Origin of the sequence: Pseudonocardia adelaidensis (assembly GCF_039543345.1) — a bacterium.
Lineage (GTDB): Bacteria > Actinomycetota > Actinomycetes > Mycobacteriales > Pseudonocardiaceae > Pseudonocardia > Pseudonocardia adelaidensis.
The window spans coordinates 20521-47015 of record NZ_BAABJO010000036.1; the positions used below are offsets into that span (position 1 = coordinate 20521).

Annotated in this window: 25 protein-coding genes; 16 read left to right on the forward strand and 9 right to left on the reverse strand. The window is 73.6% G+C overall.

Going from position 1 to position 26495, the window contains the following annotated elements; all coding sequences use genetic code 11:
* Positions 1-40: 40 nt before the first annotated feature.
* The 9 genes from ABEA81_RS34360 to mutM all read left to right on the forward strand — a co-directional run bounded on the left by ABEA81_RS34360 (position 41) and on the right by mutM (position 7796).
* A complete protein-coding gene (locus ABEA81_RS34360) occupies positions 41-1732 on the forward strand; it encodes a biotin/lipoyl-binding protein (RefSeq protein ID WP_345611014.1) in 1692 nt (563 codons plus the stop codon).
* Between the two features lie 73 nt (positions 1733-1805).
* Entirely contained in the window at positions 1806-3278 is a 1473-nt protein-coding gene (locus ABEA81_RS34365; protein WP_345611015.1) for a glycosyltransferase family 39 protein, read from the forward strand.
* 45 nt (positions 3279-3323) lie between these two features.
* Positions 3324-3845 carry a GNAT family N-acetyltransferase gene (locus tag ABEA81_RS34370; RefSeq protein ID WP_345611017.1) on the forward strand — a complete coding sequence of 174 codons (522 nt, stop codon included), beginning with the start codon at positions 3324-3326 and terminating at the stop codon, positions 3843-3845.
* 48 nt (positions 3846-3893) lie between these two features.
* Positions 3894-4637, forward strand: a complete 744-nt coding sequence (locus ABEA81_RS34375; RefSeq protein WP_345611019.1) for a hypothetical protein — start codon at positions 3894-3896, stop codon at positions 4635-4637.
* Between the two features lie 17 nt (positions 4638-4654).
* Positions 4655-5122, forward strand: coding sequence for a cupin domain-containing protein (locus ABEA81_RS34380; protein ID WP_345611021.1), 468 nt, complete (start codon positions 4655-4657; stop codon positions 5120-5122).
* Positions 5123-5358: 236 nt separating this feature from the next.
* Positions 5359-5934 (forward strand): YceD family protein, encoded by a 576-nt coding sequence (locus ABEA81_RS34385; protein WP_425570783.1) that lies wholly within the window; start codon positions 5359-5361, stop codon positions 5932-5934.
* 28 nt (positions 5935-5962) lie between these two features.
* The gene (gene rpmF, locus ABEA81_RS34390; RefSeq protein WP_075949936.1) at positions 5963-6145 is read left to right on the forward strand and encodes a 50S ribosomal protein L32; all 183 of its coding nucleotides are present in this window, start codon (positions 5963-5965) and stop codon (positions 6143-6145) included.
* 10 nt (positions 6146-6155) lie between these two features.
* On the forward strand, positions 6156-6905 hold the full coding sequence (rnc, locus tag ABEA81_RS34395) for a ribonuclease III (RefSeq protein ID WP_345611025.1): 750 nt from the start codon (positions 6156-6158) through the stop codon (positions 6903-6905).
* Positions 6906-6914: 9 nt separating this feature from the next.
* Positions 6915-7796, forward strand: a complete 882-nt coding sequence (gene mutM, locus ABEA81_RS34400; protein ID WP_345611026.1) for a bifunctional DNA-formamidopyrimidine glycosylase/DNA-(apurinic or apyrimidinic site) lyase — start codon at positions 6915-6917, stop codon at positions 7794-7796.
* Between the two features lie 93 nt (positions 7797-7889).
* Here the strand turns inward: mutM and ABEA81_RS34405 are convergent, their stop codons facing one another.
* Genes ABEA81_RS34405 through ABEA81_RS34435 form a run of 7 tightly spaced genes read right to left on the reverse strand, consistent with a single transcriptional unit; the run spans position 7890 to position 15313 of the window.
* On the reverse strand, positions 7890-9062 hold the full coding sequence (locus ABEA81_RS34405) for a Gfo/Idh/MocA family protein (protein WP_345611028.1): 1173 nt from the start codon (positions 9060-9062) through the stop codon (positions 7890-7892).
* Positions 9062-10057: a Gfo/Idh/MocA family protein gene (locus ABEA81_RS34410; RefSeq protein WP_345611029.1), complete on the reverse strand. Its 996-nt coding sequence runs from the start codon at positions 10055-10057 to the stop codon at positions 9062-9064. The genes ABEA81_RS34405 and ABEA81_RS34410 overlap by 1 nt, the downstream gene beginning before the upstream one ends.
* On the reverse strand, positions 10054-11067 hold the full coding sequence (locus tag ABEA81_RS34415; protein WP_345611031.1) for a Gfo/Idh/MocA family protein: 1014 nt from the start codon (positions 11065-11067) through the stop codon (positions 10054-10056). Before ABEA81_RS34415 ends, ABEA81_RS34410 begins: the two co-directional genes overlap by 4 nt.
* Positions 11064-11900: a carbohydrate ABC transporter permease gene (locus tag ABEA81_RS34420; protein WP_345611033.1), complete on the reverse strand. Its 837-nt coding sequence runs from the start codon at positions 11898-11900 to the stop codon at positions 11064-11066. The genes ABEA81_RS34415 and ABEA81_RS34420 overlap by 4 nt, the downstream gene beginning before the upstream one ends.
* A complete protein-coding gene (locus tag ABEA81_RS34425; protein ID WP_345611035.1) occupies positions 11893-12831 on the reverse strand; it encodes a carbohydrate ABC transporter permease in 939 nt (312 codons plus the stop codon). Before ABEA81_RS34425 ends, ABEA81_RS34420 begins: the two co-directional genes overlap by 8 nt.
* On the reverse strand, positions 12828-14135 hold the full coding sequence (locus ABEA81_RS34430) for an ABC transporter substrate-binding protein (RefSeq protein WP_345611037.1): 1308 nt from the start codon (positions 14133-14135) through the stop codon (positions 12828-12830). The genes ABEA81_RS34425 and ABEA81_RS34430 overlap by 4 nt, the downstream gene beginning before the upstream one ends.
* Positions 14132-15313: an ROK family transcriptional regulator gene (locus ABEA81_RS34435; protein ID WP_345611039.1), complete on the reverse strand. Its 1182-nt coding sequence runs from the start codon at positions 15311-15313 to the stop codon at positions 14132-14134. Before ABEA81_RS34435 ends, ABEA81_RS34430 begins: the two co-directional genes overlap by 4 nt.
* Before the next feature lie 258 nt (positions 15314-15571).
* On the opposite strand from ABEA81_RS34435, the gene ABEA81_RS34440 reads away from it, so the two are divergent.
* Entirely contained in the window at positions 15572-15850 is a 279-nt protein-coding gene (locus ABEA81_RS34440) for a hypothetical protein (RefSeq protein ID WP_345611041.1), read from the forward strand.
* A gap of 175 nt (positions 15851-16025) precedes the next feature.
* On the opposite strand, the gene ABEA81_RS34445 is transcribed toward ABEA81_RS34440, so the two are convergent.
* Positions 16026-17060, reverse strand: coding sequence for a magnesium and cobalt transport protein CorA (locus tag ABEA81_RS34445; protein WP_345611043.1), 1035 nt, complete (start codon positions 17058-17060; stop codon positions 16026-16028).
* Between the two features lie 91 nt (positions 17061-17151).
* On the opposite strand from ABEA81_RS34445, the gene ABEA81_RS34450 reads away from it, so the two are divergent.
* A complete protein-coding gene (locus ABEA81_RS34450) occupies positions 17152-17472 on the forward strand; it encodes a PadR family transcriptional regulator (RefSeq protein WP_345611045.1) in 321 nt (106 codons plus the stop codon).
* Entirely contained in the window at positions 17469-18668 is a 1200-nt protein-coding gene (locus ABEA81_RS34455) for a DUF1700 domain-containing protein (protein ID WP_345611047.1), read from the forward strand. Before ABEA81_RS34450 ends, ABEA81_RS34455 begins: the two co-directional genes overlap by 4 nt.
* Before the next feature lie 123 nt (positions 18669-18791).
* Here ABEA81_RS34455 and ABEA81_RS34460 read toward each other — a convergent pair whose 3' ends face one another.
* Complete coding sequence (locus ABEA81_RS34460; protein ID WP_345611048.1) at positions 18792-19460, reverse strand: CAP domain-containing protein; 669 nt, start codon at positions 19458-19460, stop codon at positions 18792-18794.
* A 54-nt stretch (positions 19461-19514) separates the two neighbouring features.
* Here ABEA81_RS34460 and ABEA81_RS34465 point away from each other — a divergent pair, with 54 nt between their 5' ends.
* The 4 genes from ABEA81_RS34465 (at position 19515) to ABEA81_RS34480 (ending at position 26492) form a co-directional block, all read left to right on the forward strand.
* The gene (locus ABEA81_RS34465) at positions 19515-19805 is read left to right on the forward strand and encodes an acylphosphatase (RefSeq protein ID WP_345611050.1); all 291 of its coding nucleotides are present in this window, start codon (positions 19515-19517) and stop codon (positions 19803-19805) included.
* A gap of 46 nt (positions 19806-19851) precedes the next feature.
* Complete coding sequence (gene smc, locus ABEA81_RS34470) at positions 19852-23439, forward strand: chromosome segregation protein SMC (protein ID WP_345611052.1); 3588 nt, start codon at positions 19852-19854, stop codon at positions 23437-23439.
* A 100-nt stretch (positions 23440-23539) separates the two neighbouring features.
* The gene (ftsY, locus tag ABEA81_RS34475; protein ID WP_345611053.1) at positions 23540-24976 is read left to right on the forward strand and encodes a signal recognition particle-docking protein FtsY; all 1437 of its coding nucleotides are present in this window, start codon (positions 23540-23542) and stop codon (positions 24974-24976) included.
* A 133-nt stretch (positions 24977-25109) separates the two neighbouring features.
* Complete coding sequence (locus ABEA81_RS34480) at positions 25110-26492, forward strand: ammonium transporter (RefSeq protein ID WP_345611055.1); 1383 nt, start codon at positions 25110-25112, stop codon at positions 26490-26492.
* Positions 26493-26495 lie beyond the last annotated feature (3 nt).

Below are 26495 nucleotides of genomic sequence, written 5' to 3' on the forward strand. Positions count from 1 at the left end.
CGCGACACCCAGTACCGAAGTGATCAAGGCAGGAGCTCCCATGTCCCGAACGACCGGTCGGCGCGCCTGGGCAGCGTGCGCCATCGGTGCGGTCGCGGTGCTGGCCCTCACGGCCTGCACCGGCGAGCCGCCGCCCCCGCCGACGCTGCGCGTCGACCGCGGCAGTGTGCAGACCACCGTGTCGGCGTCCGGGAACCTCGTCGGGATCTCCGAACAGACGCTCGGCTTCCCGCGGCGCGGGCAGATCAAGGAAGTGCTGGTCAAGGTCGGGGACCAGGTCGTGCCGGGCCAGGAGCTCGCCCGGATGGACGACTTCGCGCTGCAGCAGACGCTCGCGCAGCAGCAGGCGAGCCTCGCCGAGGCGCAGGCCGAGGTGGACCGGGCCACGGGCAACAACTCGGTGAACGCCACCGGCCGCACCCTCGACCAGGCGCGTGAGATCCTCGACGCGGTCAAGAAGCAGGTCAGCGAGACCAACGACCTCAACGAGGCCGCCACGAAGCGGGCGCGGGAGCAGCTCGACTTCGACAGGAAGGTGCTGGACCGCGCGATCGACAAGCTCCACCGCGACGAGGACGGGTGCGACGACGGGAACGACAGCTCGTTGGCCGAGAGCAACCCGTCGACGGAAGACAGCGAGCCGACGAAGGTGCCTAAGTCGTCGACCAAGAAGCCACCGCCGGCGTCGGACGACGACAGCACCGAGGGCGCGTCGTTCATCGTGGGAGGCATCGCCTACAGCCCGGCCCAGACCACCCAGTCCTGCCAGGAGATCGTCGACGCCGACCGCACCGCCGTCGAGAACGCGAAGCGCACGGTGCTGCAGTCCGAGGCCGCGCTGGACAGCGCGAAGCACCAGGAGGACGTCGACCGGGCGGCCGGGCAGGTGTCGATCGAGCGGGAGCAGCAGACCGTCATCTCCGCGGAGAACGACAGCGGTGCCGCGCAGAACGACCGGCCCGCCGACATCGAGGTGCGCAGGGCGCAGCTGCGCAACGCGCAGGCGGCGGTCCGCGTCGCGCAGCAGGACGTCGACAACACGGTGCTGTACGCGCCGGTCGCCGGCACCGTCTCGGCGATCAACGGGCGGGCGGGCGAGTTCGTGGGTGAGGCCACCGGCACCACCCCGGTCGCCCCGGGCAGCACCGCGACGATCCCCGAGAGCAACGACATCGCGGCCGGCGACTCCGGGGGCGGCGGCTCACAGGGGAGCGGTGGCCCGTTCATGGTGCTGAGCGACATCAACTCGTTCCAGCTGGTCGTCCCGTTCGAGGAGTCGGACGCCGCGCGCATCGCGGTCAACCAGCAGGTGGACGTCACCGTCGACGCCGTCCCGGACCTGCACGCACCGGCCACCGTCCTGGCGATCGCGCCGGCCGGGACCCCGTCATCCGGGATCGTGGAGTACAACGCCACGATCGTGCTGCGCGACGGCAGCGACCCGCGGTTGCGCGACGGCCAGACCGCGCTGGCCGACGTCATCGTCGAGTCGGTGGACAACGTGCTGCGCGTGCCCTCGGCCGCCGTCCGGCGCGAGGGGGCGAACACCGTCGTCGACGTCCGCGGCGAGGACGGCCAGCCGGTGCCGACGCCGTTCGAGGCCGGTACCGCGGGCGACGAGTACACCCAGGTGCTCTCCGGCCTGCGGGAGGGCCAGGAGCTGCTGCTCCCGCAGCCGGCCCAGTCGGCCGCCAGTGGCGGCGGGGGCCGGGGTCCCGGCGGGGGCGGCTGACGCCGCTCGTGAGTGGATACGAGTGCCCGGGCACCCGTATCCACTCACGACCCGTTCGCGCTAGCGTCTCGGAGTGATCACTCCTCCCCGCCCTGGCCTGGCACGGGGAGGGCTCACCGCGGTCGCCGGCGCTGTCGCGCTGCTGTTGCTCGCCACGTCCGGGCGCTACGGCTACCACCGCGACGAGCTGTACTTCCTGCGGGCCGGGCACGAGCCCGCGTTCGGCTACGTCGACCAGCCGCCGCTCACGCCGCTGCTCGCCGGCGCGATGGACGCGCTGATGCCCGGCTCGCTCACCGGGCTGCGCCTGCCGTCGGTGCTCGCCTCGGCCCTGGTGGTGCTGCTCACCGGCCTGATCGCCCGCGAGCTGGGTGGCGGGCGCGGTGCACAGCTGCTGGCCGCGGCGAGCATGGGCGTCTCGGCGGTGCTGCTGGCGGTCGGGCACCTGCTCTCGACCACCACCGTCGACCTGCTCGCCTGGACCGCACTGACCTGGCTACTGGTGCGCGCGCTGCGCGACGGCGGGCCGGTCTGGCTCGCCACGGGTGCCGTGGCCGGCCTCGCCCTGCAGAACAAGGCCCTGCCGCTGGTGCTGCTCGCCGGCGTGCTCGTGGGCGTGCTGGCGGTCGGGCCGCGGGCGGCGCTGGGGAGCCGGTGGCCGTGGCTCGGCACGGCCGTGGCCCTCGTGATCTGGGCGCCCAACCTGGCCTGGCAGGCCGCGACCGGGTTCCCGGTGTTCACGCTCTCCGCGGCGATCGCCGGCGGCAGTTCGGGAAGCAGCGAGCCGTGGTACCTCTTCCTGCCCTACCAGCTGGTGCTCGTGAGCCCGCTGCTCGTACCCGTGTGGGCGCTGGGCTGGTGGCGCATGGCCCGCGACCCGGCGCTGCGCACCTGGCGTTCCTTCGCCGTGGCGTACGTGCTGGTCGCGGCGCTGTTCCTGGTGACGGGCGGCAAGCCCTACTACCTCGCGGGCTTCTTCCCGGTGCTGCTCGCGGCGGGCGCGCCGACCGTCGTCGACTGGGTTCGGCGGCGCGCCACCGCCCTCCGCTCGGGCCTGCTGGTGGGCGCCTTGGCGCTGAGCCTCGCGATGTCCGCGCTGCTCATGCTGCCGCTCGTGCCGGTCGGCGAGCTGGCGCGTACCCCGATCCCGGACGTCAGCTACGACGCGGGGGAGACGGTCGGCTGGCCGGAGTTCGCCGCCACGATCGCCGCGCAGGTGCCTGCGGGAGAGCGCGTCGCGGTGCTCACCGGCAACTACGGCGAGGCGGGTGCCGTCGACCGGTTCCTGCCCGCGCTCGCGCCTGCCCACAGCGGGCACAACGCGTACTGGGCGTGGGGCCCGCCGCCGGACGAGGCCGACACGGTGATCGTGGTCGGGCTCGACGAGGCGCAGCTGCGCCGCTGGTTCGGCGCGGTCGAACTCGCCGCGCGGATCGACAACGGGCTCGGCCTGGACAACGACGAGCAGGGCGAGCCGGTCTGGCTGGTGCGCGAGCGGCGCCTGCCATGGTCGCAGCTGTGGCCCCAGCTGCGCCACGTCGGGTGAGCGAATCCGGTTGCGTCGCGGCCGACCAGGCTGGATCTTGTCGCGGTGCTGGTCCGCCGTGAGCTCCCGGGCGACGCCGCCGTCGTCGCCGACGTCCACGCCGACGCGTTCGCCCCGATGTACCCCGGTTCCACCCCGGTCGAGCCCGGGCTGGTCGACGCCCTGCGCGCGAGCGACGCATGGCTGCCGCCGCTGTCGCTCGTCGCCGAGGTCGACGGTGCCGTGGTGGGGCACGTGTGCGTCACCAGGGCGACGCTCGGGCCGGACCGGCTGCCCGCGCTCGGCCTCGGCCCGCTCGGGGTGCGGGAGGCCCACAAGCGCCGCGGGGTGGGCAGCGCACTCGTGCACGCCGTGCTCGGTGCCGCCGACGCCCTCGACGAGGGCGTGGTCGTGCTGCTCGGGCACCCGGACTACTACCCGCGGTTCGGTTTCCGGCCGGCCGCCGAGCTGGGCATCCACCCCGAAGTCGCCGAGTGGGCGCCGCACTTCCAGGCCCGCTCGCTCACCGCCCACCGGCCGCAGCTGCGCGGCACCTTCCGCTACGCGGCCCCGTTCGGCGAACTCTGACCCACGGGCGGTTGTTCGGACCACCGGAGGCGACCAGCATGCCGGTGCATGACCACCGAGGTGCTCCTGCGCGAACTGCAGCGCGACCCGGCCGGCGTCGCCGCCCTCGCCGACCGGGGTGACGTGCGCGTCCAGCGGCGCGACGCGGAGCCGCTGCTCCTGCTCCGCGAGGACCGCGCCCACGCCGCCGCGGACGGCGCCCTCGCCGCTGCGCGGGCACTGCGCGTCGCACTGCTGCACCTGGACGAGGCGGCGCCCGAGGCCCTGACCGGGGAGTTCCCCTGGGTCACCCGGCTCCCGGTCGACGACCGGCGCCGGTTCGTGGGCGAGTTCGCCCAGGCGGTGCAGGCGTCGGCGGAGCTGGGGCAGTGGGACGTGCTGGCGCAGGCGCTGCAGGAGTGGCGGGCTACGGCGGGGATCCACGCCGACCCGGCGCTCGCCGCCGAGCTGTCCCGGCCGCTGGAGGACGATCTCGGCCCGGTTCCGGTGCCCGAGGGGAACCCCGCCGGGCCCGGCGGGTGGGAGCCCCGGTTCGCCACGTCGGAGGCGGCGAAGGGCTGGGAGGAGCTGTGCCGCGTCGTCGCGACGCCGATGGAGGAGGCCTGGGCCGTGGTGGCCGGGCGGCCGGCCCGCCGCCGGCACGGGCTCCGCGGGCGGCTCGCCGAGCGCGAAATCGGCGGGCGGACGCTCCGGCAGTGGCAGTACGAGGTTCCCGGCGAGGGGCGGATCTGGTACTGCCGGGACGCCGAGCGGCGCGTCGCCTGGGTGGTGGCGGCATGGCGGATGCGGTGAGGAGAGGAGTCCGGAACATGAGCGGAGAGCAGGCAGCGCGGCCGCCGATCCATCTCGCCCCCGGCGAGGGACGGCCGTACGACATGGGCCGGATCGGCGCCGTGTTCAAGGCGGACGGTGACGAGACCGCCGGGCGCTACTCCATCTCCGAGTGGTGGCTCGAGCCGCACACCACGGGGCCGGGCCCGCACTCCCACCCCGAGGACGACGTCTTCTACGTCCTCGACGGCACGCTCACCTTCCTCCTCGGTGACCGCTGGATCGACGCTCCGAAGGGCTCGTTCGTGCTGGCGCCCGGCGGCACAACCCACGACTTCGAGAACCGCGGTGACCGGCGGGCCGGGGCGCTCAACGTCTCCGTCCCCGGCGCGTTCGAGGAGCGCATGCCCGGCATCGTCCAGTGGTTCCGCGAGCACCCGCCGGGGGAGCCGGCCTCGGGACAGGCACGCCGGATCCCGACCAGCCCGTCACCGCCGGGTGCCTGAGCGACCATCCGTGCTGCGGATCGGAGCCGCGGGACATCCCCGGAGGGAGCCGGGCCGGCCCGGCGAGGCGGTGATCCACGTTGCCCGTCATCACCGCGAGATCGGCGCCGACGGACGGCAGTGCGGTGGCATCGCCCCGGATCCAGGTGATGCGCCGCTGCTGTGCTCCGCCGACCGGTTTCCGCCGCAACCGGCACCGCCGACCCGCCACCGGGCGCCCGGCCTACTCTGGACACGTGACCACGCACCACCCCCACCCCGCCCACCCCGACCCGGGCAGCCCGTGGGTCTTCACCACGCGGGAGCTGGGGCGGCGGCCCGGGAACATGCGCGCCTACAGCCGCCGCATCCCGGCGCCGGCCGGGCCGGCCCACCTCGGGCTGGAGACGATCGCCGTCCCCGAGGGCGCTCCGATCGAGCTCGACGTCCGGCTGGAGTCGGTCACCGAGGGCGTCTACGTCTCCGGCACCGTGCACGCGCCGCTGTCCGGGGAGTGCGCCCGCTGCCTCGACGCGCTCTCCGACGAGGTCGACGTGGAGCTGTCGGAGCTGTTCGCCTACCCGGACAGCGTCACCGACGAGACCACCGATGCCGACGAGCTGCCCCGGGTGGTGGGTGAGCTGGTCGACGTCGAGCAGATCGTGCGCGACGCCGTGGTGCTCGCGCTGCCGCTGGCGCCGCTCTGCCGCGACGACTGCCCCGGCCTGTGCCCGGACTGCGGGGAGAAGTGGGCCGACCTCGCGCCCGACCACGGGCATGAGACACTGGATCCTCGGTGGGCCGCCCTCAAGGGGCGCCGGTCCGCCGACTGACCCCGAACTCACTGCTAGGAGAACTCACGTGGCTGTTCCGAAGCGCCGGATGTCGCGGTCGAACACGCGCTCGCGCCGGGCGCAGTGGAAGGCCGCTGTTCCCACCCTCGTCGCCTGCTCCAACCGCGCCTGCCGGGCCACCAAGCCGCCGCACGTCGCTTGCCCCACCTGTGGCACCTACGACGGCCGCCCGGTCGTCACGCCGGCCTGACGACGGGCGGATGGCGGAACGCGCCCCGCAGGGGCTCGCGGAGGACCGCGGGCCCCTTGTCGCGTCGCTCGGGGTGAAGATCTCCGACGATCTCCTCACCCTCGCGCTCACCCACCGCTCGTACGCCTACGAGAACGGCGGGCTGCCCACGAACGAGCGGCTGGAGTTCCTCGGCGACTCGGTGCTCTCGATCATCGTCACCGAGCGGCTCTACCGCGACCACCCCGAGCTGCCCGAGGGGCAGCTCGCCAAGCTGCGCGCCAGCGTCGTGAACATGCACGCCCTCGCCGGCGTGGCCACAACGCTCGGTGACGACGGGCTGGGTGCGTACCTGTACCTAGGCCGCGGCGAGGAGCTGACCGGTGGCCGGGAGAAGGCGAGCATCCTCGCCGATGCCACCGAGGCGCTGATCGGCGCCGTCTACCTCGAGCACGGCCTCGACACCGCCCGTGAGCTCGTGCACCGGTTGTTCGACGGGCTGCTGCAGAGTGCGCCGCTGCTGGGGGCCGGGCTCGACTGGAAGACCAGCCTGCAGGAGCTCACCGCGTCCGCCGACCTCGGGGTGCCCGAGTACCGCATCGCCGAGGACGGGCCGGACCACCTCAAGGAGTTCACCGCCACCGCGGTGGTCGCGGGCCGTGAGCTCGGCTCCGGCGTCGGGCGCACCAAGAAGGAGGCCGAGCAGAAGGCGGCCGAGCTCGCGTGGCGCACGCTCACCGCGGAGGCCGCCGCAGGCTCCGATGACGGACCTGCCCGCTAGCCTCCCCACGTGCCCGAGCTGCCCGAGGTCGAGGTCGTCCGTCGCGGCCTCGCCGACCACGTCCTCGACCGCAAGATCACCGAGGTCACCGTGGCGCACCCGCGTGCCGTCCGAAGGCACGTCGAGGGGGCGGCCGACTTCGCCGCCCGCCTGATCGGTCGCACGATCAGCGGTGCCCGCCGCCGTGGCAAGTACCTCTGGCTCGAGCTGGACGCCGCGGACGAGGGCGAGGACGCGGTCCTCGCGCACCTCGGGATGAGCGGTCAGATGCTCATCGCCGAGGCCGGCCGCGCGGACGAGACGCACCTGCGCGTGCGCATGAGGTTCGCCGACGCCGGCCCGGAGCTGCGGTTCGTCGACCAGCGGACGTTCGGCGGGCTGTCGGTGCACCCGCTGATCCAGGCCCACGGCGGGGGACTGGTTCCCGCCCCCGTCGCGCACATCGCCCGCGACCCGATGGACCCCGCGTTCGACCTCGACGAGGCGGTGGCGGGCCTCCGCAGGCGCCGCACCGGGCTGAAGCGGGCGCTGCTCGACCAGACCGTGGTCTCGGGCATCGGCAACATCTACGCCGACGAGGCCCTCTGGCGGGCGCGCCTGCACGGCTCCCGGCCGACCGAGGGGCTCACCCGCGGGCAGGGCCGCGCCGTGCTCGGCGCCGCGGCGGCCGTCATGGCCGAGGCGCTCACCGCGGGCGGCACGTCGTTCGACGCGCTGTACGTCAACGTCAACGGGGCGTCGGGTTACTTCGACCGCGCCCTCGCCGTCTACGGCCAGGCCGACCGCCCCTGCCCGCGCTGCGGCACCCCCATCCGCCGCGACCCGTTCATGAACCGCAGCTCCTACACCTGCCCCCGCTGCCAGCCCCGCCCGCGCAACCCCCACCCCTGAGCGGGCTCGTCACACACCAACATCGGCGCCGGCACAAGAACTGCAGTTGGTGTGTGGGCGTGAGGGTTGGTGTGTGAGCGCCGGGCGGGGCGCTCACATCGGGCGCTGGCCTCGCTCGAAGTACTCGACGAGCTCCGGGTCCAGCGGCGGGACGTCGTGCGGCTCCCCGCCCGCCCGCATCGACGCCGTGGCCTGCACGCCCGCGGCCACGCTCATGCGGGCGGCCACGGGGGAGGTGTCGGTGGGGCCGCCGTCGCGCGCGAAGCGCAGGAACTCCGCCATGAGCGGGTCGTCCGCGCCGGCGTGGACCTCGGTGCTCTCCGGCAGACGGTGCTCGGCGTCGGCGTCGGGCGCGTAGCCGGGGCGCCGCCGGTTCCACACCTTGACCACCGCGCCGGAACCGTCGCCGGCGTTCTCCAGCCGCCCCTCGTCGCCGATCACCGTGTAGTTGCGCCAGTAGTCCGGCGTGAAGTGGCACTGCTGGTAGGCGGCCAGCACCCCGCCGCCGAGCTGGAGGTTGACCAGCGAGAGGTCCTCGACGTCGATCACCGGGTTGAGGTCGCGCTGGGCGCGGGGCGGCCAGTGGCGGTCCGGGGCCAGCCAATCCGCCGTCTTCGGCGTGCCCGGCTCCCGCCGGTGCCCGTCGCCGTAGACCCGCAGGGCGCCGAACGCGGAGACGCGCTCGGTGTAGGCGCCGGCGAGCCAGTGCACGACGTCGATGTCGTGCGCGGCCTTCTGCAGCAGGAGGGAGGTGGTGCAGCGCCGCTCGGCGTGCCAGTCCTTGAAGTAGAAGTCGCCGCCGTTGCCGACGAAGTGGCGCACCCACACCGACTGCACGGCCCCGATGTCGCCGCGCGCGACGATCTCCCGCATCGTGCGCACCACCGGCATGTGCCGCATGTTGTGCCCGACGTAGAGCCGGCTGCCGGTCTCGCGCGCGGTCCGCAGCACCCGGTCGCAGTCCTCGACGGTGATCGCGAGCGGCTTCTCCACGAACACCGCCTTGCCCGCCTCCAGGGCGGCGCAGGCGAGGTCGGCGTGGGTGTGGTCCGGCGTGATCAGCAGGACGGCGTCGACGTCGCCGCGGTCCAGCAGCGCCCGGTGGTCGGTGTGCACGTCCGCCCCGGGGTGCCGCTCGTGCACCGCCCGCCGCGCGGCGCCGGCGTCGATGTCGGCCACCGCCACCACCCGGGACGTCCTGGGCACCTCGGCGGCGGCGGCGAGCCCGCTGCGGAAGCCCGCGCCCACCACACCCACACCGATCACTACGCGGGCTCCCCGGTGCGCGCCGACTCGTACGCCCGCTCGACGATGCGCAGCGACCGCAGCCCGGACTCGCCGTCGGGCTGCGGGCGGCGTCCGTCGCGGATCGCCGAGAGGAACTCCTCGAGCATCGCCCCGTCGCCGCCCGCCCCGAAGTCGAGCCGCAGCGGCGCCCGCCGGGACTCGGAGAACCCGTGGACGGCCTGGGCGAACGCATCCATGTCGGCGATGCCGTCCTCGCCGGTGAGCCGCAGCGTGAGCCCGCCCCACGTGGGGTAGTGCTCGGGCACCGACCAGCTGCAGTCGATCGTGGCGATCACGCCCCCCGGGTAGCGGAGCGAGACCATGCCACCGGTCTCCACCGCGGCCGTAGCGTTGATCATCCGGTTGCTGACGGCGTGCACGGACTCGGCCTCCGCGCCGTCGAGGAGGACGTCGAGCAGGTCGGCGAGGTGCACGGTGTGGTCCATGACGGCGCCGCCGCCCGCGAGCACCGGGTCGGCGAACCAGGCGCGCGCGGTGGGGAGCGTGCCGTTGTTCGTGCCGGTCACGGAGATCACGCGGCCCAATGCGGGCAGCCTGGCCTGCAGGGCGCGGAACTGGCGGGAGAACCGGACCGGATAGGCGATCATGAGGTGGACGCCCGCCGCCGCGCACGCCGCCACCATCGCCTCGCCGTCGGCGACGGTGGTGGCCATGGGCTTCTCGCACAGCACGTGCGCTCCGGCCGCCACAGCGAGCTCGGTGAGCTCGCGGTGGCGGGAGTTCTCGGAGCAGACGATCACACCGTCGGGCGCCCAGTCGAGCAGCTCCCGGTAGGTGCCGGCGTACCGGTCGACGCCGAGCCCTTCGGCGAGCGCCCGCCCGCCGGACTCGCCGGGCGGGCGGTCGCCCGCGTCCGGGTCGGCGACGGCGAGCTCCACGTCCGGCCGCGCCGACAGGATGCGGATGTAGCCGAGTGCGTGCAGGTGGGCCAGCGACATCACTCCGATCTTCACGCGGCCACCCCCGCGAGCTCGACGGGCTCGGGCCTGCCGCTGGCGAGGGACGCGTTGGCCGCGGCCGCGAGCCGGACCGCCGCGACCCCGTCGGCCGCGCCCACCCGCGGGGCCGGACCGCCGGCGAACGCGGCCGCGAACTCCCGGATCTCGGCGATGAACGGGCTCTCCACCAGGGAGACGTCGGGCAGGAGGCGTCCGGATTCGTGCGGCGCCCCGGTGTCCGTCCGCAGGGACGGATCGGCCGCCGAGTCGTGGGAGAGCATGCCGTCGGTGCCCGCGGCGTGGAAGCCGTACCGGAACCGGGTGCCCGGCCGCGCCCACGTGCCGGTCACCGTGCTGATGGCTCCGCCCAGGTGGCGCGCCACGACGTGTGCCGACACCACACCCGTCGCGGTGCCCGGGGCACTGTCGGACAGGCGCGCGTGGACCGAGGTGACCTCGCCGCCGAGCCACCGCGCGAAGTCGAGGTCGTGGATCATCTGGTCCATGATGATGCCGCCCGAGAGGTGCGGGTCGGCGAACCACCCGCGCTGCGGTCGGGCCCCGCAGCGGTCGAACCGGAGCACCGCGGGGGTGCCGATCGCCCCGGCCGCCACCGCGGCCTGCAGCGCCACGTACTCGGGGAAGTACCGCACGACGTGCCCGGGGTAGAGCTGCACGCCGGCGGCGGCACAGGCCTGCGCCATCGCCTCGGCCGTGGCGGCGTCGAGCGCGAGCGGCTTCTCGCACAGCACGTGCCGTCCCGCGGCCGCGGCGGCGAAGACGATCTCGGGGTGGGTGTGGGTCGGGGTGCAGACGTCCACGACGTCCACCGCGGCGAGCAACTCGTCGAGGCCGCCGACGACGCGCCCGGCGCCGTGCCGCGCCACCAGCTCCGGGGCCCCGTGCAGCGAGTGCACGGCGACGTCGGCGCCCACGTGGAGCCATGCCGGGAGGTGGGCGTTGGCGATCCCGCCAGCGCCGACCATCCCCACCCGCAGGGTTTCCGTTCCGCTGATCGCACTCAACCTTTCGTTCCGGACAGGGCGATGCCCTGCACGAACTGCCGCTGCAGCGCCAGGTAGGCGAGCAGCATCGGGATCGAGGCCATGAGGGCCCCGGCCATGAGGACCGGGTAGTCGGTCCACTCCTGGCCCTGCAGGCTGGTGAGCCCCGCGCTGATCGGCATCGATGCCGGCGCGGTGTTGACCACCAGCGGCCACAGGAGGTCGTTCCACGAGTGCATCACGGTGATCACCGCGAGCGCCGCGAGCGCCGGCTTGACCAGCGGCAGCATGATCGAGAAGAAGATGCGGAACCGGCCGGCGCCGTCGAGGAGCGCGGCCTCCTCGAAGTCCTTCGGGATCGTCGCGAAGAACTGGCGCAGCAGGAACGTGCCGAACGCGGAGAAGAGCCCGGGCAGGATCAGGGCGGGCAGCGAGTTCAGCAGCCCCAGCCCGGACATGATCTGGTACTGCGGCAGGATCAGCAGCTGCTTGGGCACCATCAGCACCGACAGGAACAGCGCGAAGATCAGCTCGCGTCCGCGGAACTCCAGCCGGGCGAACGCGTAGGCGCCGAGCGAGCAGAACGCGAGCTGGCCCAGCGTCACGGCAGCCGCCACGACCAGCGAGTTCAGCAGCTGCTGCCCGAACGGCAGCAGCTCGAACACCTCGGCGAAGTTCGACCAGAGCCACTCCCGCGGCAGGACGGACGGCGGCACGGTGGTGGTCTCCGGCAGCGACTTGAACGCGGTGAGCAGCTGCCAGCCGAACGGGCCGATCATGGCGACGGCACCGAGCACCAGCAGGGCGTGGGTGAGGACGGATCCGGTACGGGTACCGCGGGCGCTCTCAGACATAGGTGACCCACCTGCGCTGCAGCCGGAACTGGACGAACGTGAGAGCCGCGATCAGCAGCATCAGCAGGAAGGCCAGCGCGGTGACCGTTCCCTTGTCGGACTCGACGAAGGCCTTCTCGTAGAACAGCTGCACGATCGACTGCGACGCAGTGAAGGCGGGGTTGACGGTGGCCGACGCGCTCATCACGTAGACGAGGTCGAAGATCTGCAGCGTCGTGATGACGTTGATGATCGTGCAGAAGAAGATGCTCGGGGACAGCAGCGGCAGCGTGATCCGCCAGAATCGCTGGAACGCGCTCGCCCCGTCGATCTCGGCGGCCTCGGCGTACTCCTTCGGGATCGCCTTGAGACCGGCGATGAAGATCACCAGGTAGTAGCCGACCTGCGACCACACCTGCACCACGCCGATCGCGAAGAGGGCGGTGGCCGGGTTGGACACCCAGTAGGTGCCGGGGATCCCGAACACGGACAGGAACTGGTTGATGAGCCCGAAGTCCCCGTTGTAGAGCCACCGCCAGACCATGCCGCTGGCCACCGGCAGCGTGACGAACGGGATGAAGTACAGCGTCCGGTAGACCGTCACGCCCCGCAGGCCATCGCGGTTCAGCAGCACCGCGAAGAAGATCGCCACGGGCAGCGTGAGCAGACCGATGACCATGTAGAGCAGCGTGTTGCCCAGTGCGGTCCAGAACGTCTCGAGGCGGAAGACGGTGAGGTAGTTCGTGAACCCGGTGAACGTGTGCCCGCCGAACGGGCCCCACTCGGCGAAGCTGAGCGCGAACGTCGAGACGGCGGGGTAGAGGTAGAAGATGCCCAGGCCGAGGCCGACCGGGGCGATGAACAGGTACGCGCCGTGCTGGCGGCGCCGGGGCGGCCGGGCGGCCGCCGGGCGTTCGCCGCGCACCGCGGGCGCCGTCGCGAGCTGGGTCATACCGCCTCCTCGGCGAGGACGTCGTTCATCTCGTCGGCCAGCGAGCGGGCCGACTCCTCGACGGGTCTGCCGCCGGGGCCGATCCAGGACGGGCCGAGGATCTGCAGCTCCATGCGCTCCCACGTCGTGGTCGTGACCGAGGCCGGGTACGCGGTCGCGTCGGGCACCTGGTCGATGTAGGACTGCATCCGGAACTCCGGCTTGGAGTCCAGGAACGCCGCCTCGGTGCCTGCGTAGCTCGGCAGGATCGTCCCCGACCGCCCCTGGATCTCACCGGTGGTGCGCCCCGCCATGAACTTCACGAACTCGTAGCACGCGTCCGGGTAGGGCGTGCGGGCGTTGATCACGTTCGCGAGCCCGTGGATGACGTTGCCCCGTCGCGCGCCGCGGGGGAGCACGGCGATGCCGGTGCGCGCGCGGACCTCCGGGTCCTCGTACGTCGCGTTCGAGTCGTTGGGCAGGCCGTTGTACATCGCGATCTTCCCGCCCTGGAACTGCTCCCGAGCCCGCGTGTCGGAGTCGGCCATCGCGTTGGGAGCGAGGTCGCGGTTGATCGCGCCGGTGAGGAAGCGCAACCCGCCGATCGTGGCCTCGTCGTCGAACCCGGACCGGGTGCCCCGCAGCACCCACCCGCCGTTCTGGAAGATCGCCGGGTAGAGGTTGCGCTGCCGGTCCAACCCGGCGGAGAAGCCGTACACCCCGGCCGCCGGGTCGCGGATCTCGGCGGAGGCGTCGAGCACGTGCTGCCAGGTCCAGCTCTCGTCCGGGTACGGCACACTGGCCCGGTCGAAGAGGTCCCTGTTGTAGAAGAGGCTGATCGTGTCGTAGTCCTTCGGCACGCCGTACTGCTCGCCGTCGCGCCGGTAGAGCTCCACCAGGTTCGGCGGGTGCTCGGCGAGCGTGATCCCGTCGCGCGCCAGCCGGTCGGTGAGCGGCATCAGGGTGCCGTGGCGGGCGAACACGGCGATGTTGGGCGCGTTCATCCAGAACACGTCCGGGGCGCCGCCGCCGACGATCGAGGTCTGGATCCGCGTCCAGTAGGTCGTGAACGGCGTGAGCTGGATCGTGACGTCGACATCCGGGTGCTCCGCGCGGAACGCGGCGATGACCTCCTGCATCGCGGGCACCTGGTCGGCGTCCCACACGCCGTAGCCGATGCTCACGCGCCCGCCGTCCGGCACGAACGCGGGGCCGGTGGTCCCGGTGCAGCCGGCGATGCCTGCGGCGAGCGGGATCGCGGCGATCGATCTGAGCAGCGTGCGGCGGCGCACCCCGCTGCTGGGTGGTCGGGGAACCGGCGTCATTGCAGGCCTCCTCCGGTGACGGGACGGGTGTGGACGCGCAGCGGCGGCACGACGAGCGCCGCCAGGAGCGGGGTGTGCCGCACGGCGAGCTGCAGCGCGGACCGCACGGCGCCGAGCGCGACGGCCTCCGGTCCGAGGTGCGACAGCACGAGTGGCGTCGTGCTGAACACCGGCCGGTCGAGGTGGCGCTCGACGCCCTCGACGAGGGACCGGCCGGCCCGCGACACCCCGCCGCCGAGCACGACCATGTCCGGGTCGAACGACTTGACCATGAACTCGACGACCCGGGCGAGCCGCCGGTAGAACTCCTCCACCAGCGCGGCCGCCTGCTCGTCGCCGGCCTGCGCGGCGCGGAAGACCGAGCCGATGGCGTCGGGGGAGTCCGGGTCGGTGCCGGGGGTGGCGAGCAGCTCCTCGGTGCTGAAGTACAGCTGCGGGATGCTCCCGATCTCGCCTGCGGCGCCGTGCCGGCCGGTGTGCAGCGTGCCGTCGACGATGATGCCTGCGCTCGTGCGGCGCCCGGCGAGGAGGTAGACGACGTCGTCGACGAGCCGGGCGGCGCCGATCCAGTGCTCGGCGAGCGTGGCCATGTTGGCGTCGTTGGCGACGGTGACGGGCACGCCTGCCCAGCGGCCGAAGTGCTTCCCGACGTGGAAGCCCGTCCAGTCCGGGATGACGGTGCTGAGCGTGACCCGGCCGGACGGGTCGACGATGCCGGGCACGCCGAGGCTCAGCGCGAGGGTCTCGCGCGGCTCGACGCCGAGCTCGGCCACGGCGTCGGTGACGAGCGACTGCACCGCCGTGCGCCGCTCGGCCCCGGGCGTCGCCCGGCCGATGGGACGGGTGAGGGTGTGGCGGGTCGTGCCGGTGATGTCGGCGACCATGGCGGTGAGCAGGTTGACGCCGACGTCCACGCCCACGACGAAGCCCGCGTCCGGGTTGAGCCGGTAGGTGCGGGCGGGCCGGCCGGCCTGGCGGGCCCCGTCGGGTGGGTCGGCGGGCTCGCGCTGCTCGACCCACCCGAGGCGGCCGAGCTCGATGAGGATCGAGTCGACGGTGGGGCGGGACAGGCCGGTGCGCTGGGCGAGCTCGGCGAGCCTGCTGCCCTCGTCCGTGCGCAGCGCCGTGAGCACGCTCACGGTGTTGGCGTGCCGCGCAGCAGAGGAATCGGACGCCATGGCTCCCCCCGACTGGCTCCGTCTGACCCGATCGGGGCATTACGCTAGGGGGGTTTCATAAATGGGGCAAGTGATCGGTCGTGACACCCGGCGCCCCAGGAGCGAGGCCTTCCCCGACGCCTGGGACCGGGAGGGCCGATGGACGGGTACCAGTAGCTGCAGACGCTCATCGAACCGGCGCTCTATCGGCTCCTCAGGGCGCTGGCATCGGTCGGGATCCTCGACGAGGGAACCGACCGGCGGTTCGCGCTCACGGCGATGGGCCAGTACCTGCGCCGCGACCATCCGCTCTCCGCGAAGCCCGTCGCGTGCACGATGGGTGCGGACTACGAGTGGCGCGCCTGGGAGGAGCTCCGGTACGGCATCCGGACGGGCGGGAACGCGGCCGTCCACGTCCTGGGTTCCGACGTGTGGGAGTACCGGCGCCGGCACCCCGAGCACGGCGAGGTCTTCGACGCCGCGATGCGTTCCCGTCCCGCGCTGCCGGCGCGGGTGTCCTGGCGGCGCACGACTTCGCGAGGGGGTCGTACCCGGTGACTTCTTCGCGGAGGTCCCGGCGGGAGCCGATGCGTACGTCCGCGCCCGTCGGACGCGTGGCGCGCGCTGCTCGCCGGCGCCGACCTGGAGCTGGCCGGCGTCACCCGCGCCGACCTGGCCCGGCACGTGATCGAGGCGGTACCGGTCTGAGCGGCGCGAGCTCGTCGACCGGGGTTCAGAGCCAGCCGCGCCGCTTGAACACGAGGTAGAGCGCGAGCATGCCCACAACCATCAACAGGACGGCGAACGGGTAGCCGAGCAGCCAGTGCAGCTCCGGCATGTTGTCGAAGTTCATGCCGTAGATCGAGGCAACCAGGCTGGGCGCGAAGAAGATCGCCGCCCACGCGGAGATGCGCTTGACCTGCTCGTTCTGCTCGAAGCCCGCCTGTGTCATGCGGGCCATCTCCTCGTTCTGCCGCTGGCCGACGAGCGCGGCGTTGACCTGGAGGATGTTCGCGAGCAGCTGCCGGAACGACTCCGTGCGTTCCAGCACGCGGGTGGAGTGGTCGGCGACGTCGCGCAGCGCGCGCCGGAGCTCGAGGTCGTCCTCGCCCTCCTGGTCCTCCAGGCGTTCCCGCAGGTCGTCGAAGATGCCGGCCAGTGGCTCGACGGCACGTTGGAACTCGATGACCTCGCGCGAGAGCTGGTAGATCCGCTTCGACACGCCGGGGTCGCCGCCGAAGACCTGTACCTCGATCTCGTCGATGTCGTCCTGCAGGCCGTGGAGCACGGGGAAGTAGTCGTCGACGATCTTGTCGAGGACCGCGTACAGCACGGCGTACGGGCCGTGCTCGAGCAGGGCGGGCTCGCGCTCCAGCCGCTGCCGCACCTGCCCGAGGTCGGGCTTCTCGGCGTGCCGGATGGTGATGACGAAGTCGGGCCCGAGGAAGAGGTGGATCTCGCCGATCTCCACGACCTCGACGGGGTCGACGTAGCGCGCCGGGCGCAGCACCACGAACAGCACGTCGCCGTAGCGCTCGACCTTGGGGCGCTGGTGCGCGGTGATCGTGTCCTCGACGGCGAGGCCGTGCAGCGAGAACTCCCGCGCGACGGCCTCGATCTCCGCGGGCGTCGGGCGCAGGAGGCCGATCCAGCAGAAGCTGCGTCCCTGGTCGGGGCACTGCCGGAGCTCTGCGAAGGTCCGGTCGAGGGAGCCGGGCACCGCCGCCCGCTTGCCGTCGATGTAGATGGCGTTGTCGACGACGGACATGCGGCGAAGCGTAGCCGGGACGCGCCGGGTCGGCCCTGCGCGCGCTACTGCGCGATGCGTAGTAGTGTGCACCGCACAGAAGGGGGCAGGCATGGACACCAGTCAGCTGCTCAAGGGTGTGCTCGACCTCGCCGTGCTAGCGGTGCTCGACCGCGGCGACGGCTACGGGTACGAGGTGGTGCGCGGCCTGCGCGCGGCCGGCCTGCAGGAGGTGGGCGACGCCTCCGTGTACGGAACGCTGCGGCGGCTCTACAACGCCGGGCTGCTCACCTCGTACGTGGTGCCGAGCGAGGAGGGGCCGCACCGCAAGTACTACAGCCTGAACGCGCCGGGGCGCGACCGGCTGCACGAGATGGCGAAGACGTGGCGGGCGTTCGCCGAGACGATGGAAGGGCTGGTGGCCGTGGCATGAACGCCGGCACGAGCAACGACGGGACGACGGTGCACCTGGCCAGCCCCGCCGCGGAGGAGTACCTGGACGGGGTGCGGGCGGCGCTCGCCGATCTCCCTGCCCCGGAGGTTGCGGAGATCCTCGACGACGTGCGGGCGCACCTGGCGGACCTCACCGCCGAGCTCGACGACGGGGCCGACGTCGCCGCGCTGACCGCGCGGCTGGGACCACCGAGCGCGTACGCCGCCGAGCTGCGTTCCGCCGCCGGGTACCCGGCCGCGGACCCGGAGGAGGCGGGGCGGCCCCGCCACGGGCTCGCCCGGCTGGCGCTCGCGGCGCCCGTCGCAGGGGCGTTGTTGTTCCTGCTCGGCATCGCGGCGCGGGAGATCACGGTCGTGTTCGTCGGGCTGGTGATCGGCGCCATCGGCCTGCCGATCGTGCTCCGCGACGGGCCGCGTGTGCCGAGCGTGGCCGCGCTCCCCGAGGTGCGGTGGCTCGCCGGGGCCCGGCCGGCGGGCCCGACGACCCGCACGGTCACCGGCTTCGTCGCGAGCCTCCAGCCGGCGTGGTGGGTACTGCGCGCGATCGCGGCCGCCGCGCTCGTGGTGTCGGTCTTCTCCGGGGGTGAGGCGCCCGCGGTGCTGCTGCTCGGGCTCCTTGCCGTGCCCCTGTCGGTCTGGGTGGGGCACCGCACCCGGCGCGACCGGCGCCTGCTCTGGGTCGTGGTGCCGCTGAACGCCTTGGCCGCGTTCGTGCTGCTGTGGATGCTCGTCGACGGGGTGCCGGGCTCGCGCGAGCCCTCGCCGGCCGACTACAGCGTCTCGGTGCCCGGGCTGTGGCAGGACGGGGACCGGGAGATCCGCGACATCCGCCCGGTGGACGCCGCCGGCAACCCGCTCACCGGCGTCTACCTGTTCGACCAGGACGGCATGCCGATCGACACGTCGGGCGCCGAGTGCTCGGGAGCAGACGCCGGCGCCAACGCGGCCTACCCGCGGGGGACGTGGGACTACGACCCGCGCACCGGGCGCTGCCGCTACACCCCGCCCGCGCCGCTGGTGGTCGCGGTGCCCGCGCCGCCCGCTCCGGGCTCAGGGCCCGCAGGCGCTCTGCCGACCGCCGGGCCGACCGCCGGCCCCACCCCGGCTCCGCCGGCCGGGTCGGTGCCGCCGGCCCCGCCGTCGGTGACCCCACCCCCTGCGTCGCCCACCCGCTGACCTCGGGTCCGTGCCGGCACGTCGGGGGCGCCGGCACGGACCCGTTCCCGCCCGTCAGGGCATCCGTTCGCGTGCGGGGCCGCCCCCGGACCCGGCATCGGCTCGCGAGCGGGCCGTGAGCGGCTACTTCCCGAACTCCTGCACCCAGTAGTTGCCCGACCGGGCCGCGCCGACCGTGGTGAAGGCGCACGTGAGCATCGCGGAGCGGTGCGACGGCGAGGCCATCCATTCCCGCACGACCTGGCTCGCGCTGGTCTGCCCCTTGGCGATGATCTCCGCCCCGGGCCGGGGGTAGCCGGCCGCGCGGACGCGCTGCTCGAAGCGGCGCCCGTCCCGGCTCACGTGGTCGAAGTAGCCCTTCTCGTTCATGTCCGACGCGTGTCCCTGCGCGGCCCGGGTCAGCCGGGCGTCGGGCGCGAGGTCGCCGCAGCCCGCCTCACGCCTGCGCTGGTTCGTCAGCGAGATGACCTCGCCCATCGTGCCGCCGACCGCGATGGGCTCCCGCTTCGGAGCCGCGGGTGCCGGCGGGGGCGGGGGCGGGGGCTCCGGGGTGTCCACCGGGCCACCCGAGGTGGCGCCGGGCACCGACGCGTACGCGTGCATGGTGGAGACCTCGGTGGGCGGCGGCCGGTCGTCCACCTGCGCGGCCCGTGGCACCACCTCGGCGCCGAACGGGGAGCCGGTCGACGCGGCGATCGCGTCCGTGCGCAGGTCGGTGGGCACGACGCCGTCCGGGAAGGTCGCGACAGCGACCCCGGCGACCAGGACGACCCCGGTCGCGAGTGCGAGCATCTGCGCACCGGCGTTAGACCGGTTGGGGGGCACGAACGGGTAAGCTAGCAGCTCGTGATCACCCGCAGCGACCAGGCGGTGCGCCTGACGGCATGGGTGCACGGCCACGTGCAGGGCGTCGGTTTCCGCTGGTGGACCCGTTCCAAGGCGCTCGAACTCTGCCTTGTCGGCAGCGCTCGCAACCTCCCGGACGGCCGCGTCGTGGTCGTCGCCGAAGGCGAACGTCACTCGTGTGGGTTACTTTTGGACGCTCTTCGTAGCGGCTCGACTCCGGGGAGTGTCGACCACGTGGTCGAACAGTGGAGTGCGGCGCGCGGCGGCCTGCAGGGGTTCGAGGAGCGCTAGCGGTAACCTCGGCCGAGAAGTCCCCTGCCGTTGGAGAACTCCGCCCGTGCACCTCAAGAGCCTGACGCTGAAGGGCTTCAAGTCCTTCGCCTCGGCCACGACGCTACGGCTGGAGCCGGGCATCACGTGCGTCGTCGGTCCGAACGGGTCGGGCAAGTCCAACGTCGTCGACGCGATCAGCTGGGTGCTCGGGGAGCAGGGCGCCAAGGCGCTGCGCGGCGGGAAGATGGAGGACGTCATCTTCGCCGGCACCTCGGGGCGGGCGCCGCTGGGCCGCGCCGAGGTCACGCTCACGATCGACAACTCCGACGGCGCCCTCCCGATCGACTACTCCGAGGTCTCGATCACCCGCCGGATGTTCCGCGACGGCGCGGGCGAGTACGAGATCAACGGCTCGTCGTGCCGCTTGCTGGACATCCAGGAACTGCTGTCCGACTCCGGCATCGGCCGGGAGATGCACGTCATCGTGGGGCAGGGCCAGCTCGACTCCGTGCTGCAGAGCAAGCCGGAGGACCGCAGGGCCTACATCGAGGAGGCCGCGGGCGTCCTCAAGCACCGCAAGCGCAAGGAGAAGGCGCTCCGCAAGCTCGACGCGATGCAGGCCAACCTCACCCGGCTGACCGACCTCACCGGGGAGCTGCGCCGTCAGCTCAAGCCGCTGGGACGGCAGGCCGAGATCGCGCGCCGGGCCCAGTCGGTGCAGTCGGAGCTGCGCGACGCCCGGCTCCGCCTGGCCGCCGATGACATCGTCACCGTGCGGGACCAGCTCGCCCGCGAGGAGGCCGACGAGGCGGGCGCCCGCGCCCGGCGCGCCGAGGTGGAGGAGCAGCTCTCGGTGGCGCGCGTCGAGCAGGAGCGGCTCGAGGCCGCCCTCGCGCAGGACGCGCCGCGCCTGGCCGCCGCCCAGGACACCTGGTACCGGCTCTCCGCGCTCGCCGAGCGGCTGTCCGGCACCGTCCGGCTCGCGCAGGAGCGCAGCCGGCACCTCGCGGACCCGCAGGAACGCGCCCCCGGCCGCGACCCGGACGAGCTCGACGCCGAGGCCGACGCCGTCGCCGAGGAGGAGGCCGAGCTGGTGGCGGCCGTCGCCGAGGCCCGCCGCAGGCTCTCCGAGGTCCTGGAGGAGCGTGCCGAGCACGAGAAGACCCTCGCCGCCGCCGAGCGCGCGCACATGGCGGCCGTCCGGGCCCTCGCCGACCGCAAGGCCGGCCTCGCCACCCTCGCCGGCCGCGCCGAGGCGCTGCGCAGCGGCGCCGCCGCCACGGCCGACGAGATCGAGCGGCTCTCGGAGGCGCTCGCCGAGGCCCAGGAGCGCACGGCAGCAGCCGAGACCGAGCTGGAGCACGCGCGCGAGGAGCTCGGCACCCTCGACGAGGGGGACAGCGGCCTGGAGCAGCGCAGCACCCAGGCCGCCGAGGGGCACGAGGCCGCGCGCGCCCGCGTCGCCGAGCTGGTGGCCCGCGAGCGCGAGCTGGAGCAGCAGCGGGCGCACTGGCGGGCCCGGGTCGACGCGCTCTCGGTGAGCCTCGCCCGCCGCGACGGCTCCGGCGAGCTGGTGGGCACCGACGGCGTGCTCGGCCCGCTCTCCGGCATGCTGACCGTCGAGCCGGAGGCCCGAGCCGCCGTGGCCGCGGCATTGGGCGACCTGGCGGAAGCCCTGGCGGTGGAGTCGCCGGAGGCAGCGGTGCGGTCGCTCCAGCTGCTGCGCACGAAGGACGCGGGCCGAGCCAGCCTCGTGGTGGCCTCCGGCGGAAGTCAGCAAAGCCACCTTGACGACACCTCGCGTCATGAAAGTGGTTCTGCTGACATCGGGGAGGGCCGCTGGGCCCTCGAGTTCGTCACCGCCGAGGGCCCGATCGCCTCTGCCGTCGCGCTCCTGCTCGACGGCGTCCTGATCGTCGACGACCTCGCCGCCGCCCGGGCCGTCGTCGCCGAGCACCCGGAGCTCACCGCCGTCACCCGCGACGGCGACGTGCTCGGCGCCGCCCGTGCGTCCGGCGGGTCGGGCGCAGCGTCGAGCGCGCTGGACGTGCAGGCCGCGGTCAACGAGGCCCTCGAACGCCGCGAGGCCGTGGAGGAGGAGCTCGCCCGGCTGCGTCCCACGCTCGAGGGGGCCCGCGCGGAGGAGGCCGCCCGGCTCGCCGACGTCGAGGCCGCCCGGCAGGTGCAGAACGCGGCCGACTCGCGGCGGGCCGCCGCGTCGGCCCGGCTGGGCAGGCTCGAGGAGACGGTCCGCTCGGCGACGGCCGAGGCGCAGCGGCTGCGCGAGCGCCGCGACGCCGTCGAGTCCCGCCGCTCCGACGCCCTGCTCGCGCTGGAGGCGGCCGAGCAGCAGCTCGCGGTGGCCGAGGACGAGCCGGTGGACGACGAGCCCGACACCGAGGTCCGCGATGCCGCCGCCGAGTCGGTGGCGGCCGCGCGGGCCGAGGAGGTGGAGGCCCGGCTCACGCTGCGCACCGCGGAGGAGCGGGCGCGGGCGATCGCCGGGCGCGCCGACTCCCTGCGGCGCCAGGCCGCCTCGGAACGCCAGGCGAGGGCCCGCGCTGCGGCCGCGCGCGAGGCGCGGGAGCGCAACGCGCGGATCGCGCAGGCCGTGGTCGCGGCGGGGGAGACGGCGAGCGAGCGGATCGCCGAGTCGCTCGCGGAGGCCGCCGCCGAGCGTGACGCCGCCGCGGCGGCCCGCGACGCCCGCGAGCGCGCCCTCGGCGAGGCCCGTGCCACCACCGGGCGCCTGTTGGCGCTGATGGACAAGCTCACCGACGCCGTCCACCGCGACGAGGTGCTGCGCGCCCAGAACCGGCTGCGGCTCGAGCAGCTCACCGAGAAGGTGCTGGGCGAGCACGGTCTGGCCGTCGACGATCTCGTGGCCGAGTACGGCCCGGACGTGCCGGTGCCGCCGTCGGCCGCCGAGATGGCCGAGTACGACGCGGCGAAGGAGCGGGGCGAGGAGGTCGTCGAGCCCCCGCCGATGCCGTTCGACCGCGGGACCCAGGAGCGGCGCGCCCAGCGCGCGGAGAAGGACCTCGCGCTGCTGGGCAAGGTCAACCCGCTCGCGCTGGAGGAGTTCGCCGCGCTCGAGGAGCGGTACCGGTTCCTCTCCACCCAGCTCGAGGACCTCAAGAACACCCGTCGCGACCTGCTCACCGTCGTCCGCGAGGTGGACGACAAGATCCTCGAGGTCTTCGCGTCCGCCTACGGCGACGTGGCCCGCGAGTTCGAGATCGTCTTCCGCACGCTGTTCCCCGGCGGCGACGGTAGGCTCGTGCTCACCGACCCCGACGACATGCTCACCACCGGCGTCGAGGTCGAGGCCCGGCCGCCGGGGAAGAAGGTGAAGCGGCTGTCTCTGCTGTCCGGTGGCGAGCGCTCGCTCACGGCGATGGCGCTGCTGGTGGCGATCTTCCGTGCCCGCCCGTCGCCGTTCTACGTCCTCGACGAGATCGAGGCAGCCCTCGACGACGTCAACCTCCGCCGGCTCATCTCGCTGATGGAGGAGCTGCGCGAGACGAGCCAGCTCGTCGTCATCACGCACCAGAAGCCGACGATGGAGGTCGCCGACGCGCTGTACGGCGTGAGCATGAGGGGCGACGGCATCACGACCGTGATCAGCCAACGCCTCCGGGCGGCCAGCTGACCCCGGGCCGGAGCGCCGGCATGGTGGCCATACTGGCGTATTGCGCCGGCAAAGCCACCATGCCGGCGTTCGGGGTCGGCGGGCATGACAGGGTGGAGCCGTGACCACGCAGACCCTCTGGATCGTCGTCGCCGTCGTGGTGGCGGTCCTGATCATCGCCGTTGCGCTCGGCCTCGTGCTGCGCCGCAGGCGCCAGATCAGCCTGCGCGAGCCCGAGGAGGTCGAGCCGCCGCGGCGTGGCACCTACCAGACCGGGAGCGGGATCTCCTTCTCCAGCGGCGCCGCGGACACCGCGCCCGCGGAACCGGAGACGCCACCCGCGCCGGCGCCCGGGGCCGAGCCGCCGTCCGCGCCCGCGCCGAGCGTGGACGGCCCGCCGTTCGTCTCGCCGGTGTCCCCGGCGCCGGATGCGGCCGCCCCGCCGGAGGAGCAGGCACCGCCCGCAGCGGAGACGGCCCCGCCGGCGGAGGCCGCACCGCCTGCACCACCGGTCGAGCCCGCGCCGGGTCGCGACGGGCGAGCCACCACGGCGCCGCCCTCCACGAACGGTGTGGCGCCACCGCCGCCCGCGGCTCCTCCCGTGCCGGCCCCACCGCCCGCGGCGCCCGAGATCGCGCCGACGGAGGGCAGGCTGGAGCGCCTGCGCGGCCGGCTCGCCCGCTCCCGCACCGGCTTCGGCCAGGGCCTCCTGGGCCTGCTCGGCGCCGGGGAGCTGGACGAGGAGTCGTGGGAGGACGTCGAGGCCACGCTGCTGCAGGCCGACCTCGGCCCGGAGATGACCGTCGAGCTGGTCGACACCCTGCGCTCCGAGCTGGCGGCCCGGGCGGTGCGCACCCCGGAGCAGGCCCGCCAGCTGCTGCGCGACGTGCTGACGGACGCGCTGGCCACCGACATGGACCGGTCCGTGCGCGCGCTCCCGCACGGCGGGCGCCCGGGCGTGGTGCTGGTCGTCGGGGTCAACGGCACCGGCAAGACCACCACCACCGGCAAGCTGGCCCGCGTGCTCGTGGCGGACGGCCGGCACGTGGTGCTCGGCGCGGCCGACACGTTCCGCGCCGCCGCCGCCGAGCAGCTCGCCACCTGGGGGGAACGCGCCGGGGCCACGGTCGTGCGGGGGCCGGAGGGCGCCGATCCGGCCAGCGTGGCGTTCGACGCGGTCAAGCAGGGCGCGGAGGAGGGCGCCGACGCGGTCCTGCTGGACACGGCGGGCCGGCTGCACACCAAGACCGGCCTGATGGACGAGCTGGGCAAGGTCAAGCGGGTGGTCGAGCGGCAGGCCGAGGTGGACGAGGTGCTGCTGGTCCTCGACGCCACCACCGGGCAGAACGGGCTCACGCAGGCGCGGGTGTTCGGCGACGTCGTCAAGGTCACGGGCATCGCGCTCACCAAGCTGGACGGCACCGCGAAGGGCGGGATCGTGTTCCGGGTGCAGCGCGAGCTGGGCGTGCCGGTGAAGCTGGTCGGGCTGGGGGAGGGCCCGGACGACCTGGCCCCCTTCGACCCGGCGGCCTTCGTCGACGCGCTTCTCGACAGATAACGCGCTCGTAACATCCGGAGCCGGCTCGTTCACGGGTCGGAAACAACGGCGGAGGGTGTCCGAAACACGCCGAACCGATAGTTCCTCCCAGCTCGCCGCTGGCCCAGGCGGCCGAGACGGGAGGGAGTAGCGAGTGGATACCGGCGATACCGCCTGGATGCTCGCCAGCTCAGCGCTGGTGCTGCTGATGACACCGGGTCTTGCGTTCTTCTACGGCGGCATGGTCCGCAGCAAGAGCGTCCTGAACATGATCATGATGAGCTTCTCGGCACTGGGGCTCATCGGTGTGCTGTGGGTGCTCTACGGCTACTCGATGGCGTTCGGCAATGACGTCGGCGGCGGCCTGCTCGGAAACCCGGCCGAGTTCGCGGGCCTGCAGGGCACCTTCGGCGGCACCTACCTCGCCACCGACGGTGGCCCGCCCGTCGACGTCCCGCTCGTCGGCACCGTGCCGGCCACGGTCTTCGTGGCCTTCCAGGCGATGTTCGCGATCATCACCGTGGCGCTGATCTCCGGTGCCGTGGCCGACCGCATGAAGTTCGGCGCGTGGCTGCTGTTCGCGGGGCTCTGGGGCACGATCGTCTACTTCCCCGTGGCCCACTGGGTGTTCTCCTTCGACGGCGTCACCGCGGAGACCGGCGGCTGGATCGCCAACCAGCTCAAGGCCATCGACTTCGCCGGCGGCACGGCGGTGCACATCAACGCCGGTGCGGCGGGCCTCGCGCTCGCCATCGTCCTGGGCAAGCGCCGCGGATGGCCGAAGGAGCCGATGCGGCCGCACAACCTCACGCTGGTCATGCTCGGCGCAGGCCTGCTGTGGTTCGGCTGGTTCGGGTTCAACGCCGGTTCGGCCGTGGCCTCGAACGGGGTCGCCGGCCTCACGTTCGTCAACACGATGGTCGCCACCTCGGCGGCGATGCTCGCCTGGCTCCTCGTCGAGCGCATCCGCGACGGCAAGCCGACGAGCCTCGGTGCGGCGTCCGGTGTGGTGGCGGGCCTGGTCGCGATCACCCCGTCCTGTTCGTCGGTCTCGCCGCTCGGGGCGATCGCGGTGGGCGGGATCGCAGGCGTCCTGTGCGCACTGGCGATCGGCCTCAAGTTCCGGTTCGGCTACGACGACTCGCTCGACGTGGTCGGCGTCCACCTGGTCGGCGGCCTCGTCGGCACGCTGCTCGTCGGCTTCTTCGCCACCGCGAGCGCCCCGGCCGGTGTCGACGGCCTCTTCTACGGCGGTGGCTTCGACCAGCTCTGGCGCCAGGCCGTGGGCGCGCTCGCGGTGCTCGGCTACTCGTTCGTGATCGCGCTCGTGCTCGGCTACATCGTCAAGGCCGTCACCGGCGGCGGCCGGGTCACGGCCGAGGCCGAGGCCGCCGGCATCGACGAGACCGAGCACGCGGAGACCGGCTACGACTTCTCCAGCCACCGTAGCCTCGCCGGCATCGGCGCGTCGCGGCCCGCGACCAGCGCCCCCGCACCCGCTGAGCAGGTCCACGCGGCCGCAGGCAAGGAGAGCTGAGCC

Excerpts from the sequence above, each read along its gene's own strand:
- ABEA81_RS34360 (WP_345611014.1), top strand. The coding sequence starts at position 41 with ATGTCCCGAACGACCGGTCGGCGCGCCTGGGCAGCGTGCGCCATCGGT.
- ABEA81_RS34375 (WP_345611019.1), top strand. The coding sequence starts at position 3,894 with ATGACCACCGAGGTGCTCCTGCGCGAACTGCAGCGCGACCCGGCCGGC.
- ABEA81_RS34380 (WP_345611021.1), top strand. The coding sequence starts at position 4,655 with ATGAGCGGAGAGCAGGCAGCGCGGCCGCCGATCCATCTCGCCCCCGGC.
- rnc (WP_345611025.1), top strand. The coding sequence starts at position 6,156 with ATGGCGGAACGCGCCCCGCAGGGGCTCGCGGAGGACCGCGGGCCCCTT.
- ABEA81_RS34420 (WP_345611033.1), bottom strand. The coding sequence starts at position 11,900 with ATGTCTGAGAGCGCCCGCGGTACCCGTACCGGATCCGTCCTCACCCAC.
- ABEA81_RS34425 (WP_345611035.1), bottom strand. The coding sequence starts at position 12,831 with ATGACCCAGCTCGCGACGGCGCCCGCGGTGCGCGGCGAACGCCCGGCG.
- ABEA81_RS34430 (WP_345611037.1), bottom strand. The coding sequence starts at position 14,135 with ATGACGCCGGTTCCCCGACCACCCAGCAGCGGGGTGCGCCGCCGCACG.
- ABEA81_RS34435 (WP_345611039.1), bottom strand. The coding sequence starts at position 15,313 with ATGGCGTCCGATTCCTCTGCTGCGCGGCACGCCAACACCGTGAGCGTG.
- ABEA81_RS34440 (WP_345611041.1), top strand. The coding sequence starts at position 15,572 with ATGGGCCAGTACCTGCGCCGCGACCATCCGCTCTCCGCGAAGCCCGTC.
- ABEA81_RS34445 (WP_345611043.1), bottom strand. The coding sequence starts at position 17,060 with ATGTCCGTCGTCGACAACGCCATCTACATCGACGGCAAGCGGGCGGCG.
- ABEA81_RS34450 (WP_345611045.1), top strand. The coding sequence starts at position 17,152 with ATGGACACCAGTCAGCTGCTCAAGGGTGTGCTCGACCTCGCCGTGCTA.
- ABEA81_RS34455 (WP_345611047.1), top strand. The coding sequence starts at position 17,469 with ATGAACGCCGGCACGAGCAACGACGGGACGACGGTGCACCTGGCCAGC.
- ABEA81_RS34460 (WP_345611048.1), bottom strand. The coding sequence starts at position 19,460 with ATGCTCGCACTCGCGACCGGGGTCGTCCTGGTCGCCGGGGTCGCTGTC.